The 12912-nt window shown below is 63.0% G+C and carries 16 protein-coding genes; 5 read left to right on the top strand and 11 right to left on the bottom strand.

Annotated elements, in window-relative coordinates:
- Positions 1 to 19: 19 nt before the first annotated feature.
- Positions 20 to 235, bottom strand: coding sequence for a DUF2842 domain-containing protein (locus NKJ06_RS14160; protein ID WP_352629311.1), 216 nt, complete (start codon positions 233 to 235; stop codon positions 20 to 22).
- A 197-nt stretch (positions 236 to 432) separates the two neighbouring features.
- On the opposite strand from NKJ06_RS14160, the gene NKJ06_RS14155 reads away from it, so the two are divergent.
- On the top strand, positions 433 to 1524 hold the full coding sequence (locus NKJ06_RS14155) for a COX15/CtaA family protein (protein WP_352629309.1): 1092 nt from the start codon (positions 433 to 435) through the stop codon (positions 1522 to 1524).
- 104 nt (positions 1525 to 1628) lie between these two features.
- Here NKJ06_RS14155 and NKJ06_RS14150 read toward each other — a convergent pair whose 3' ends face one another.
- The 4 genes from NKJ06_RS14150 to speB all read right to left on the bottom strand — a co-directional run bounded on the left by NKJ06_RS14150 (position 1629) and on the right by speB (position 4837).
- Entirely contained in the window at positions 1629 to 1946 is a 318-nt protein-coding gene (locus tag NKJ06_RS14150) for a hypothetical protein (protein ID WP_352629307.1), read from the bottom strand.
- 84 nt (positions 1947 to 2030) lie between these two features.
- Positions 2031 to 2873, bottom strand: coding sequence for an aminoglycoside phosphotransferase family protein (locus tag NKJ06_RS14145; protein WP_352629304.1), 843 nt, complete (start codon positions 2871 to 2873; stop codon positions 2031 to 2033).
- Complete coding sequence (argC, locus tag NKJ06_RS14140; protein ID WP_352809993.1) at positions 2870 to 3796, bottom strand: N-acetyl-gamma-glutamyl-phosphate reductase; 927 nt, start codon at positions 3794 to 3796, stop codon at positions 2870 to 2872. Before argC ends, NKJ06_RS14145 begins: the two co-directional genes overlap by 4 nt.
- Positions 3797 to 3826: 30 nt before the next feature.
- Positions 3827 to 4837 (bottom strand): agmatinase, encoded by a 1011-nt coding sequence (gene speB, locus NKJ06_RS14135; protein WP_352629301.1) that lies wholly within the window; start codon positions 4835 to 4837, stop codon positions 3827 to 3829.
- A gap of 124 nt (positions 4838 to 4961) precedes the next feature.
- Here speB and NKJ06_RS14130 point away from each other — a divergent pair, with 124 nt between their 5' ends.
- Together NKJ06_RS14130 and NKJ06_RS14125 are read left to right on the top strand one after the other, a co-directional pair.
- Positions 4962 to 6170 (top strand): acyltransferase family protein, encoded by a 1209-nt coding sequence (locus NKJ06_RS14130; protein ID WP_352629299.1) that lies wholly within the window; start codon positions 4962 to 4964, stop codon positions 6168 to 6170.
- Positions 6171 to 6253: 83 nt separating this feature from the next.
- Complete coding sequence (locus tag NKJ06_RS14125) at positions 6254 to 7312, top strand: glycerophosphodiester phosphodiesterase family protein (protein WP_352809992.1); 1059 nt, start codon at positions 6254 to 6256, stop codon at positions 7310 to 7312.
- A 183-nt stretch (positions 7313 to 7495) separates the two neighbouring features.
- Here NKJ06_RS14125 and NKJ06_RS14120 read toward each other — a convergent pair whose 3' ends face one another.
- Positions 7496 to 8368 (bottom strand): aldo/keto reductase family oxidoreductase, encoded by an 873-nt coding sequence (locus NKJ06_RS14120; RefSeq protein WP_352629295.1) that lies wholly within the window; start codon positions 8366 to 8368, stop codon positions 7496 to 7498.
- A gap of 92 nt (positions 8369 to 8460) precedes the next feature.
- On the opposite strand from NKJ06_RS14120, the gene NKJ06_RS14115 reads away from it, so the two are divergent.
- Positions 8461 to 9360, top strand: coding sequence for a LysR family transcriptional regulator (locus tag NKJ06_RS14115; protein WP_352629294.1), 900 nt, complete (start codon positions 8461 to 8463; stop codon positions 9358 to 9360).
- A gap of 256 nt (positions 9361 to 9616) precedes the next feature.
- On the opposite strand, the gene rpsI is transcribed toward NKJ06_RS14115, so the two are convergent.
- From rpsI to NKJ06_RS14090, 5 genes are all read right to left on the bottom strand, one after another.
- Positions 9617 to 10099, bottom strand: coding sequence for a 30S ribosomal protein S9 (gene rpsI / locus NKJ06_RS14110; RefSeq protein WP_352629292.1), 483 nt, complete (start codon positions 10097 to 10099; stop codon positions 9617 to 9619).
- A 1-nt stretch (position 10100) separates the two neighbouring features.
- The gene (gene rplM / locus NKJ06_RS14105; RefSeq protein ID WP_023759853.1) at positions 10101 to 10565 is read right to left on the bottom strand and encodes a 50S ribosomal protein L13; all 465 of its coding nucleotides are present in this window, start codon (positions 10563 to 10565) and stop codon (positions 10101 to 10103) included.
- A gap of 259 nt (positions 10566 to 10824) precedes the next feature.
- Positions 10825 to 11223 carry a type II toxin-antitoxin system HicB family antitoxin gene (locus NKJ06_RS14100; RefSeq protein ID WP_352629290.1) on the bottom strand — a complete coding sequence of 133 codons (399 nt, stop codon included), beginning with the start codon at positions 11221 to 11223 and terminating at the stop codon, positions 10825 to 10827.
- Between the two features lie 18 nt (positions 11224 to 11241).
- On the bottom strand, positions 11242 to 11436 hold the full coding sequence (locus NKJ06_RS14095) for a type II toxin-antitoxin system HicA family toxin (protein WP_352629288.1): 195 nt from the start codon (positions 11434 to 11436) through the stop codon (positions 11242 to 11244).
- 47 nt (positions 11437 to 11483) lie between these two features.
- On the bottom strand, positions 11484 to 11933 hold the full coding sequence (locus NKJ06_RS14090; protein WP_352809990.1) for a PaaI family thioesterase: 450 nt from the start codon (positions 11931 to 11933) through the stop codon (positions 11484 to 11486).
- 151 nt (positions 11934 to 12084) lie between these two features.
- Here NKJ06_RS14090 and NKJ06_RS14085 point away from each other — a divergent pair, with 151 nt between their 5' ends.
- On the top strand, positions 12085 to 12906 hold the full coding sequence (locus tag NKJ06_RS14085) for an enoyl-CoA hydratase (RefSeq protein ID WP_352629286.1): 822 nt from the start codon (positions 12085 to 12087) through the stop codon (positions 12904 to 12906).
- The last annotated feature ends 6 nt before the right edge of the window (positions 12907 to 12912 follow it).

Raw genomic sequence — 12912 nt, 5'->3', positions numbered from 1 at the left:
CGGCGGGGCTGGGCTCCGCTTAGCGCTTGGCCCGCGGCTCCAGCATCAGCCATTTGATGATGCCCATCGCCGGCAGCACCCAGAGCAGGCCGCTGAGCAGGAAGAACAGGAAATGGACCCAGGGGCCCGATTCCGAGAGCCGGGCGACCGCGAAGATCGATGCGACCAGGGCATAGATGATGACCAGCGCGATCAGCAGAAACATTCCGATCAGCTTTTTCAGGCGCAGGGGCATGGTTGGTCTCCTGGTCGAGGATGCCGGCAACTCGGACAGGGGACCGGGCAAACTCAGAGTGTTGGCCTCGCATAGGCCTTGGCGCGAAGCTGTGCAACCGGTGAGACGCGGCGCGACGGCGTGCCGCGCCGCATGGCCTTGCCAGCACGGGTGCGATGGTCCACCAATCCGCCAAACCAACCTGCCGGGACAAGATCATGGCTGCCATATCAGCTGCCGCGCCATACGTCGCCCGCACCCGCGACCTCCACAACCGGGCGCTGCTGCGCGGCTGGCTCTATGTGGTGCTGCTGGTGCTGTTTGCGCTGGTGCTGGTCGGCGGCGCCACCAGGCTCACCGATTCCGGTCTGTCGATCACGCAGTGGAAGCCGATTCACGGCGTCATCCCGCCGCTCAACGACGCCGAGTGGCAAGAGGAATTCCAGCTTTACCAGCAGATCCCGCAATATGCCGAACTCAACAAGGGCATGAGCATCGAGGCGTTCAAATCGATCTTCTGGTGGGAATGGGTGCACCGCATCCTGGCGCGCAGCGTCGGCCTGGTCTTTGCCTTGCCGATGCTGTTTTTCTGGGCGACGCGCCGCATCGAGCGCGGTCTGGGGCCGAAACTCATGGGCATTCTCCTCCTCGGCGGCCTGCAAGGCGCCATCGGCTGGTGGATGGTGGCATCAGGTCTGGTCGACCGCGTCTCCGTCAGCCAGTACCGGCTGGCCACCCACCTGACACTCGCCGCGCTGATCTTCACCGCGACCATGGTCGTGGCGCGTGGGCTGGCGCCGCATTCCGAGCCGGCCGCCGATCGTTCGACGCGGAGGCTGGCCGGCTTCATTGTGCTCTTGGCGCTGATCCAGATCTATCTCGGCGGCCTGGTCGCCGGGCTTGACGCCGGCCTGAGCTACAACACCTGGCCGCTGATGGACGGCAAGATCGTCCCGGGCGATCTGCTGATCCTCGAGCCGGTGTGGCGCAACTTCTTCGAAAGCCCGAAGACGGTGCAGTTTGTCCACCGGCTCGGCGCCTATACGGTGTTCATCGTGGCCTTGTGGCACATGATCGCCACGCGCAGGAGGCTGCCAGGCTCAACGCACGCTCGCCGTGCGACGCTGCTGTTTCTGCTGGTGCTGGTGCAGGCCTCGATCGGCATCGGCACGCTGCTGATGCACGTGCCGCTGCATATGGCGCTGACCCATCAGGGATTTGCGCTCATCGTGTTGGGCTTTGCATCAGCCCATTGGCGCGGCACCAAGGGCGCCTATCCCTTGCCGCACGAAATCGCGCTCAGGAGCTGATCCCTGGAGCAATTCCAGGAAAAGTGTGAAACGGTTTTCCCGGGAAAAGCGCATAGCGCTTTCCCTTAGGGAATTGCGTCAAAACAAAAGGATAGATCGGCCAGTCACATCCAGAATTCGTTGGAAGACGTCGTTTTCTCGCCGTCGAATTCCGCCTGGCGCAACGCGGCGGCGGATGGTGCGGACTGGCCCTGATCGGCCTTGGCTGCCTTGTCGGCGGCCTTGAGCGCATCAAGCTTGGCCTGGGCCACGGCGATATCCTGCCGCACTTGCGCGGCCTTAACCTGATCCGTGATCGCCTTGGCCTGGTCTTCCAGATCCTGGATCTGCTTTTCGAGCGCGGCCTCCTGGGCTGCATTGCTCGACGAGCTGGACGAGGAGTACTGAGTTGCCTGGGAGGAACCCGAAATCGCGCTGACCATGACAAATCCCGAAGTGGAGCCGAGGCCAGTCAGTAGCCCATCGTGGTGAACAGGCGGTTACCACCGCGCCGTTGCCCCGTGCGATCAGAAGCTTGCCCGCACCGACCGGATCGCCTCGGCGATCGACAATTCGCGATTCTCCTCGACCGCGTTGTCGTCCTCATGATGCCAGGACGCCGACAGGCAACCATACGCGATGGCATGATCCAGAATGGCTGGCGGTGTCTGGCCCAGTGTTCTGGCAAAGATCTCGGCCATATACGCTGTTCGCTCCGGATCGAGACAGAGATTGTCCCGGTCGAGCGGGTTGTAGAACATGTTGGCGGCGTCGAAGCCGGGATCGCCAAGAACGCCCTTCGGATCGATCGCCAGCCAGCCGCGCGGCCCGTGCAGGATGTTTTCGTGGTGCAGGTCGCCATGCAGTGGCCTGATATCGCGCGGATTGGCCAGCAACCGATCGGCAATGACGGCGGCCTCGACATAGAGGCTGTCATGGCTGGCGTCACGGTCGGTTGCGGCTTTCCTGAACAGGCTTGAAAAACGCTCCCTGAGCGGCTGAAGCTCGGACGGGAAGGGGTCTTTCCCAGGCGAAAACAGCTTTGCCATGACATCCGCCGCAATTGCGGTCGCGGCAAAATCGCCCTGTTCGTCGAGAACCTGCTGCAGCAGGGTTTCACCGGCATATTCGAGCAGCATGCTGTGGCTGTCGCGGCCAAGCAGGCGTACCGCGCCTTCGCCGCGCCGCCAGGCGAGATAATGTTCGCCGCGCAGTTCGTCGGCGACATCGTCGAAGGGTTTCAGCGCCTTGACGATTGCCGGCGAGCCGTCTTCGCGGAAAACCTTCCAGATGCGGCTCGAAAAGGTTTCGGCAATGAGTTCTGGCGTGCTGATCTTCCAGCGCGCCGGAAAGGCTGGCGTCTCCATCAAAGGCCGAGCATCAGGTCCATGTTCTGGACGGCGGCACCCGAGGCGCCCTTGCCGAGATTGTCATAGACAGCCAGCAACAGCGCCTGCGCGCGTTTGTCGTTGGCGAAGACGTAGACCTTCATCCGGTTGGTGCCGTTGTAGATCTCCGGATCGATCTCCGGCATGCGCTCCGAATGCGCATAGGGCGCCACCTCGACCACGCCGCCCTTGATGGCGGCGAAATGGTCGGCAATCGCCGCATGCAGCTCCGCACCCGTCGGCACATGGTCGAGACCGCCCAGCTGCAATGGCACGACCGTGATCATGCCTTGCGCGAAATTGCCGACCGCCGGCTGCATGATCGGATCATGCGACAGCTTGGCATAGGCCCTCAGTTCCGGCACGTGCTTGTGCTGCAAGGTGAGGCCGTAGGGCAGGAATTCCGAGGCGTCCTCGCCCTTGGCGACGTAGTCCTCGATCATCGGCCGTCCGCCGCCCGAATAGCCCGAAATGCCGTTGACGGTGATCGGGAAATCGGCGGGTAGCAGGCCAGCGGTGACCAGCGGCCGCAGCGTCGCGATCGGTCCCTGCGGCCAGCAGCCGGGGTTGGCAACGCGTTTTGCCGAAGCAATTGTCTTCGCCTGCGTCTTGTCCATCTCGGCGAAACCATACGCCCAGCCCTCCGCCACGCGATGCGCGGTCGACGCGTCGATAACCTTGGTGGTGTCGTTGGCGATCAGCGAAACACTCTCCTTCGCCGCATCGTCGGGCAGGCACAGGATCGCGACATCGGCGGCATTGAGGAACTCGGCGCGTGCAGCCGTTTCCTTGCGGCGCTCGGCGGGAACCGAGATGATTTCCAGGTCGCCGCGCTCGGCAAGCAGCGCCTGGATCTGCAGACCGGTGGTGCCGTGTTCGCCGTCGATGAAGATTTTCGGTTTCATGGATTGATTAATTTCCCTGATATTTCAAGATTATATGCCCTGACCTTGATTCACCGCGGCGCCGTTGTGGTTGCCGTTGTTGTTCAGCTCTTCAAGCCGTGCCTTTCGCTCCGCCAGCAGGCCGAGATATTGCATGGCGACCATCGAACCGGCGATCGCCGTTATATCGGCGTGATCATAGGCCGGCGCAACCTCTACGACATCGGCGCCGACAATATCGATCTGGTTGAGCTGGCGCAGCGTCGACAGGATTTTTGCCGAGGACGGTCCGCCGGCAACCGGCGTGCCGGTTCCCGGTGCATAGGCCGGATCGAGGCAGTCGATGTCGAAGGTGAGGTACGTCTTCTTGCCGCCGGTGCGGTCGACGATGGCGTAGGCGATATCGGACGCCCGCATCTCCTCGATTTCATGGCCGTAGAGGATCTTGATGCCGAACGTGTCGGGTGCATGGGTACGGATGCCGATCTGGATCGAACGGTCGGGATCGATGATGCCTTCCTTGACGGCGCGGCCGACGAAGGAGCCATGGTCGATGCGCTTGCCGTCGTCCGGCCAGGTATCCTGATGCGCGTCGAACTGCACCAGGGCGAGCGGGCCATGGATGGCGGCATGCGCCTTGAGCAGTGGCCAGGTGACGAAATGGTCGCCGCCCAGCGTCAGCAGGAAGGCGCCTGTTTTGAGGATCTTCGCGGCTTCGCGCTCGATCGTGCCGGGCGTCTTCTGGTGGTTGCCTGAGTCGAGCAGGCAATCGCCATAGTCGACGACCGCCAGATGCTCGAACAGATCGCGTGAAAACGGGTATTGCGGGTCGTTGTCGAGGATCGCCGAGGCGCGGCGAATCGCCTGCGGCCCGAAACGAGCGCCGGGCCGGTTGGTGACGGCGGCGTCGAAGGGAATGCCCCACACCACCGCATCCGCCCCCTTCACGTCCTTCGTGTATTTGCGCCGCATGAACGACAGCGCGCCGGAATAGGTCGGCTCGAACGCGGCGCCCGTTTTGGAACGGGCGGTGAAGGCGTTGTCGATGTTGTTGTTCGCCATTACGGATCCTCGTTTTTCGTCGGGGTGCAACAACTACAGAACCGGCACGGAAGATGCCAGTCACAGCTTGGGGAGACAAAACGGCGCCGCCCGAGTGCCACGGCAAGACAGGATTTGTATCATCATGACGCAGACCGCGTTTCTTAATCCTCCCCATCCCGCCGTGTCGACCCACACCGGTACGATCGCCGGAGAACGCTTCCTGGTCCTCGATTCGTGGCGTGGCATCTGCGCGCTTCTGGTCACGCTGTTTCACTTCCCGACCGGTTCGACGGTTTCGCAAAGCGCCTTCATCGGTTCGTCCTACCTCTTCGTCGATTTCTTCTTCGTTCTGTCCGGCTTCGTCATCGCCAGCAGCTACGGCAATCGGCTGAGCCGGCCTGAAGAGGCTGCTCGCTTCGCGCTGGTTCGTTTCGGCCGCATCTATCCGCTGCATCTGCTTATGCTGGCCGCCTTTGCCGGCTTCGAACTGCTGCGGCTGATGTTGCCGCAACTGCATGGCACCGGGGCTGCGCCTTTTACCGATGGTTTCGACCCTGGGAGTCTGCTTGCCAATCTTTTCCTGCTGCAGGGTGTCGGCTTCGAGGATCAATTGACCTGGAATGCGCCAAGCTGGAGCATTTCGGCGGAGTTCTTCGCCTATCTCTTGTTTGCCGGCGTGGTGTTCGTCGCCGGCGCGCGCGCCTGGATATGGTTCGTCGCCGCCGCCGTCACCGCGCCGCTGTTCCTGCTTGGCTTCTCGACCCATCATATGGATGTATCCTTCGATTTCGGCTTCATCCGCTGCCTGTACGGCTTCTCGCTGGGCGCCTTGCTGGCCTGGTTTCAGCATGATTCCATTGCAGAGGCGCGACAGGCCCTCGCCGGGAGTGGCCCGCGGATGGACTGGACCTTTGCCGAGATCGTCATGGTGGCCGTTATCGTGCTTTTCGTCTCGCTGGCGGGCGACAATGATTTCGGCATCGCGGCACCCCTGGTGTTCGCGCTCGCACTGTTTCTCTTCGCCCATGAAGGCGGCTGGATCAGCGCCTTGCTGAGGGCTCCGTTCATGCTGACGCTCGGCGCGCTGTCCTACTCCATCTACATGGTCCACATCTTCGTCCAGGCGCGCATGATCAATGTCGCGGGGCTCGTCGAGCGCAAGCTCGGCCTCGGCCTGATCGGTGACTTCATGCTGCGCGGCCAGCCTGCCACAGGCTTCGGCGCAGGATGGACAGGCGCTGCGGCGATCGTCGTCATGCTCGCCGCCACCATTGCCGCCTCCTGGATCACCTGGCGTTTCATCGAAATGCCGGCCATGGCGTGGTTCCGCCGGCTCTCGAAACGCATCTGACGCATTCCGCTAGCCGGCTTCGTTCACCTGGATGTCACGGGCATCGCCTATCCCGATTTCGATCCGGCAAGGAGCGATTCTCGATGCGGACCCTCTGGCTGAGCCTTCTGTTTTCCGCGGCACTAGCGGCGGCCTGTGGCCACACCTTGGCTGGCGAAACCCGCGCCAGACAGATCCTCGACCGCTTCGAGCATGCCAACCAGTGGCGCGACCACATCATGGTGGCCGCGCATCGCGCCGGCAGCATGCAGGCCGGCAAGACGCTCTATCCGGAAAACTCGATTGCCGCCGTCGAAGGCTCGATCGCCATGGGCGCCGAAATCGTCGAGGTCGACATCAGGCGCTCGAAGGACGGCGAATTCGTCGTCATGCATGACAGCTGGCTCGACCGCACCACGACCTGCAAGGGCGAGGTGGTCAAGCGCACGCTGGCCGAACTGAAGACCTGCCGGCTGGTGGTCGAGGGCACAGGCGTCGTCACCGATGAGACGGTGTCGACGCTGCGCGAGATGCTGCTGGCGACCAGGGACAGGATCCTCATCAACCTCGACAACAAGCTCGACGTCGGAGATCTCGCAGGCATGATTGCGGTCGCTCGCGATCTCGGCATGGCCGAGCAGGTCATCGTCAAGGAGAACCTGTGGAACCAGAGCAGGATCACCACGGTCAAGGCCGCCATGGATGCCATCGGCGGCGGCTTCCAGTTCATGCCGATTGTTGCAGACGACGCTGTGCGCGATGCCGGTTTTGCCGAGACGGTCGACCACGCCTTTTCGCCGCGCGCGATCGAGCTGATCAACTGGCGGGCAGGCGCCGAGACGCTGACCGAGACCGGCGGACCGCTGTTCAGCACGCGCATGCGCGCGGCCGCCGTGAGAGGCAACTGGCACATCTGGGCCGATACCTACGCCATCGTCAACAAGCCGGGCGGCTTCCTTGCCGGCGGCCGAGGCGATGAACTGGCGGTCCAGGCCAGCCTGCCGCGCGAAAGCTGGGGTTTTTGGGCCGATCGCGGCGCCACCATCCTCCAGACCGATGAGCCGAAAGCGGCAATCGACTGGCTGGCAGCGAACGGTTTTCGTGTTCCTTATGCCGACGAGACGCGGCCGGTTGAGCCGGCGAATACGGCGAGTATCAACTAGGAACGGGGCGTAGAAATTGCGAATCTCCCCCCTTGAGGGGGAGATGGCCGGCAGGCCAGAGGGGGTCACCGCGCACAGAGCGCCAACCTCCATCTGCCGCCGGAGGGCGCGCCCGGTCGTACCGACCCCCTCTGTCGCCTTTGGCGACATCTCCCCCTCGAGGGGGGAGATAGGTTCCGTGCTTTACGCCGCCAGCGCCACGCCATCCAGCTTGCTGAGCGCATCCTGCGGCAGTTCGAGCCCGGCAGCCGCTAGGTTCTCCCTGAGATGCCCGACCGACGATGTCCCGGGGATCAGCAGGATATTGGGCGCGCGGCGCAGCAGCCAGGCGAGCGCGACCTGCATCGGCGTGGCGCCGAGGCGCTTCGCCACATCGGACAGCGTCGAAGACTGCAGCGGGTTGAAGCCGCCGAGCGGAAAGAACGGCACATAGGCGATGCCCTCGCGGGCGAGGTCGTCGATCAGGGCGTCGTCGCCGCGATGCGCCAGATTGTACTGGTTCTGCACACAGACGATCTCGGCGATCCGGCGTCCTTGCGCAATCTGCGCAGCCGTCACGTTGCTCAGTCCGATATGCCTGACCAAGCCCTTTCGTTGAAGCTCGGCCAGCACGGTGAGCGGCGCTTCGATCGACCCTTCGGCGGGGCCATGGGTGTCGAACATGATGCGCAAATTAACCACATCGAGCACTTCGAGCCCGAGATTGCTTAGATTGTCGTGTACCGCCTGGGTCAGGGCTTCGGGAGAAAAGGCCGGCAGCCATGAACCATCCGCACCGCGGCGGGCGCCGATCTTGGTGACGATGATGAGATCGTCGGGGTAGGGTGCCAGCGCCTCGCGGATGAGCCGGTTGGTGACGTGCGGACCATAGAAGTCGCTGGTGTCGATGTGGTCGACGCCTTGTGCGACCGCTTCGCGCAGCACGGCCAATGCCGCGTCATGGTCTTTCGGCGGTCCGAACACGCCGGGTCCGGCGAGCTGCATGGCGCCGTAGCCGAGCCGCTTCACGGTATGGCTGCCAAGGGTGAAGGTGCCGGCCTGTTGAATATTGGACATGGATTGATCTCCTTTGAGGAGGCAGAGATAGTCGCTGCTCGATCCTGTGATAATCGGGTACAATCCACACAGGCTGTACGGAATTGCGAACAATGATGGACCTCAGTGATCTGAACGCTTTCGTGGCAGTGGCTCGCGCCGGCGGCTTCCGCAATGGCGCGCGTGCCAGCGGCGGCAGCGCGTCGGGCTTGAGCGAGGCGGTGCGTCGCCTCGAGACACAGCTCGGGGTCAGGCTGTTCAACCGAACGACGCGCAGCGTTGTCCCGACCGAGGCCGGCCTCAGCCTGCTGGAACGGCTCGGCCCGGCGCTGTCGGAGGTGGAGGCGGCGCTGGACGTGGTGAATGGCTTTCGCGACAGGCCGGCGGGCTCGTTGCGGCTCAACGTGCCGGTGAGTGCGGCGCGGCTGATATTGCCTGACATCGTCCCGGGTTTTCTCGCCGCTTATCCCGGTATCCGGCTGGAGGTGATCGCCGACGAGAACTTTGTCGACGTGCTGGCGGCCGGCTGCGACGCCGGCATCCGCTACGACGAGCGCCTGGAGCAGGACATGATCGCGGTGCCGATCGGACCGCGTGTGCAACATTTCGCCACCGCCGCCAGCCCTGCCTATCTGGATCGCCATGGACGGCCGGAACACCCGAGCGACCTGCTTGGACATTCCTGCGTGCGCGGCCGCTTTGCCAGCGGTGCGATGCTGCCATGGGAATTCGAGCGCGACGGCGAGGTGGTGCGGGTCGATCCGACGGGGCCATTGATCGTGCGGATCGGCGGGGCAACCGACCTTGCCGTCGATGCGGCCATCGCCGGCACCGGCATCATCGGCCTCTTCGAGGGCTGGCTTCGCCCTTATTTCGACAGCGGTGCCCTTGAGCCGGTGCTCGAGCCGTGGTGGCAGAGTTTTCCCGGACCGTTTCTCTACTATCCCGGCCGCCGCCTGGTGCCGGCCCCGCTGCGGGCGTTCATCGATTTCATCAGGGCCGGCAAGTCCTGAAGCCCATCGCGAGCATGAGTTGCGTCGGCGCCATCACCCAACCCGGCGCTCCGCGCCGACCTCTCCATCGAGGGGAGGTAGGGCGCCGCGCTCTTTTACCTCCCCTTGATGGGAAGGTCGCGCCGCAGGCGCGGGTGGGGTGACTGCCGAGACGTAAACAAGAGCCCCAAAAGCAGAAGGCCGCCCGGAGGCGGCCTTTTCGATTGTCTGAAGATCCGGAACGCGTAGCGCTTCGAGAACTGGCCCCAAGCGCTTCTTAACGCTTGGAAAACTGGAAGCTACGACGGGCTTTCGCCTTGCCGTACTTCTTGCGCTCGACGACGCGGCTGTCGCGGGTCAGGAAGCCGCCCTTCTTGAGCACGGCGCGCAGCGTCGGCTCATAGTAGGTCAGCGCCTTGGAGATGCCGTGGCGCACGGCGCCGGCCTGGCCGGAAAGGCCGCCGCCGACGACAGTGGCGACGATGTCGTACTGGCCCGAACGGTTGGAGGCGATGATCGGCTGGTTGAGGATCATCTGCAGGACCGGGCGCGCGAAATAGGTCGCGAATTCCTTGTCGTTGACGATGATCTTGCCCGAGCCGGGCTTCACCCAGACACGCGCAATGGCGTTCTTGCGCTTGCCGGTGGCATAGGCGCGGCCCGACTTGTCGAGCTTCTGGACGTGGACGGGGGCTGCCGGCTGCGTGTTGGTGTTGCCGGTGGCGGCGCCCAGTTCTGCGAGCGAGGAAAGCTCAGCCATCTTATGCGACCTTCTTGTTCTTGGAATTCAGCTTGGCCACGTCGAGAACCTGGGGCTGCTGGGCGACATGCGGATGCTCGGCGCCTGCATAGACGCGCAGGTTCTTCATCTGGCGACGGCCGAGCGGGCCACGCGGCACCATGCGCTCAACGGCCTTCTCGACGACACGCTCGGGGAAACGGCCCTCGAGCAGCTGGCGCGCGGTGCGCTCCTTGATGCCGCCGGGGTGGCCGGTGTGCCAGTAATAGACCTTGTCGGTGAACTTCTTGCCGGTGAACACCACCTTGTCGGCATTGATGACGATGACATTGTCGCCGTCGTCGACATGCGGGGTGAAGGTCGGCTTGTGCTTGCCGCGGAGATGATTGGCGATGACAGTGGCCAGACGACCGACGACGAGACCTTCGGCGTCGATCAGGATCCACTTCTTCACCACATCCGCAGGCTTCTGCGAAAAGGTTGTCATGTTTTCTGCTTTCGGTTCGGACCTTCATAAGGGAAGGCGTTTCTTGTTGCTTGGATTGGCGAAAAGCGCTTGCCCGCCGCCAATAACAAAACGGCGGCCTTTGCGGGCCGCTGCTTCGTGAGGGGCTTATAGGCGAGGGTGGTTGTGGCGTCAAGGCGCACGAGAAGGCTGAATGGCAGGTAAAGCAAAGTAAAAACAACGCCTTAAGTAAAAGGTATTATTTTACCACATCGACCACAGGCGCTTGCCTGGGGCGGCCTCAGTGCTTTGCCTCGATTTCCCTGCGCGCGGCGGTGGAAAGGAACGCTGATCGCGTAATGCCGCGCTCGCGGGCGGCGGCGTCGATCGCCCGCAAAACACCGCGCTCGAAAGTGACGTTCGCCCTGACGACGGCGCTGTCATTGTCGATGAGCGGCACCGAGACCAGATAGCCGCCTTCGGCAAGCGCGTTGCGTATGTCGGGAAGGGCCACAATTGCTTCGTGGCTGGACGGTTCGGGAACAGGCATGTCCTCCGCCCACAATTGCAAGGCCTCAACGGCGTTAGGCACGATGTCTTCCGCTGCGTCCGCGGCCGAAAAGCAGCCGGGAATGTCCGGAAAGCGGATGCCGAACGCGCTGTCGAGATCTTTGTCGACCAAGGCGAAATAGTTCTTCATCACGGCCTCCAGGACGCGTCAACCTATCTTGATCCAACCAGCTTGCTTGGCGATCGCGCGAGCAGTGCCGGTCGGCAGATCCTTCTCGGGATGCGGAACAATCAACACGATCTCGCCCTTCCGGAATTTGTGGTGCGAGCCGCGCACGGAAATCAGCTCGAACCCGTCCTCCCTGAGGCGCTTTACGATCCTGCGGCTGTCACGTTCGAGCAAAAATCACCTATGCGCATATATATACACATCAAAGGAAAATTCAATCGTCAGTTACGTTTCGGCGGGATCGAATAGGTGCCGGTGGCGTGCGCGATTGTGTGTCCGTCCGGGCCGGCGACGATGTCGATGTCGAACACCATCAGGCTCTTTCCGAGTTTCAGGATGCGGCAGTGGCCATCGATCGGTCCGGTCTCGGCCTTGCGGACGAAATTGATGTTGAGATTGGTAGTGACCGAGAGCGCATCCGGGCCGGCATGCGAAAGCACGCAGACATAACCGCCGATGTCGGCCAGCGTGAACAGCGAGGGACCGGACACCGTGCCGCCGGGACGCAGATGCCGCTCGCCGGCATTGAGCCGCACAATACAGCCGCCTGGGAACACGTCGATCGCCTCGTAATATCTAAACTGCTCGTTGAGTTGCGGATAGACGGTCTCCATCAGCGCGTTGATTTGTTGTGCGGTCAGCACCGGCTTGAGATTGGAATGGGCGGGCATGTCGGCCTCTCGTTTTGTGCATGCCGGTATGAGCGCAGCGCGGCATTTCTGGCAACCTTCGTCGCTTGGCGCAAGCGATCGGTGGTGGACGAAACCCGATCCGGTATTAGATACTCTGACAGCCCCGAGCGGAATCGCGGAGACCCTATCCATGGCCGAAATCCTTGCCATCAAGCCTGCTCCCGTTGACGGTCCGGTTGCCGCAAGGCTGGACAAGGGCGTGCTGCGCCTGACGCTCGCCAATCCACCCGCCAACGCGCTGTCGCTGGCAGTGATGGCGGCGCTGACGGCGGAACTCGAGCGCGCCAGGGCCGACAAGGCCGTTCGCGTCATCATTTTGTCGGCGTCCGGCAAGGTGTTCTGCGCCGGCCATGATCTCAAGGAAATGACCGCGCGGCGCGCCGATGCCGATCATGGCAAGGCCTTCTTCGAAGAGACGTTTGCTGCTTGTGCCGCGCTGATGCAGGCGATTGTGCGTCATCCACTGCCCGTGATTGCCGAAGTTGAGGGCCTCGCCACCGCCGCCGGGCTGCAACTGGTCGCCAGTTGCGATCTGGCGATTGCCTCGCATGAGGCGACCTTCTGCACGCCAGGCGTCAACATCGGCTTGTTCTGCTCGACGCCGATGGTGGCGCTGTCGCGCAACGTCTCGCGCAAGCATGCGATGGAGATGCTGTTGACCGGCGAGACGATCGATGCGGCGACCGCCAAGGAATTCGGCCTGGTCAACCGCGTCGTGCCGCGCGAATATCTGAATCAGATTGTCACCAAATACGCGCAAACCATTGCTTCCAAATCATCTTTGGTGGTCAAGACCGGCAAGGAAGCTTTTTACGCGCAGGCCGAAATGGGACTGGCGGACGCCTATGCCTACGCCGGCCGCGTCATGGTCGAGAACATGCTTGCGCGCGACGCCGAGGAAGGCATCGGCGCCTTCATCGGCAAGCGCAAGCCGGAGTGGGCGGACGAATAGGAGCAG

The organism is Mesorhizobium sp. M0293 (genome assembly GCF_040321735.1).
GTDB lineage: Bacteria > Pseudomonadota > Alphaproteobacteria > Rhizobiales > Rhizobiaceae > Mesorhizobium.
This window is presented reverse-complemented; position numbering and strand designations above follow the sequence as displayed.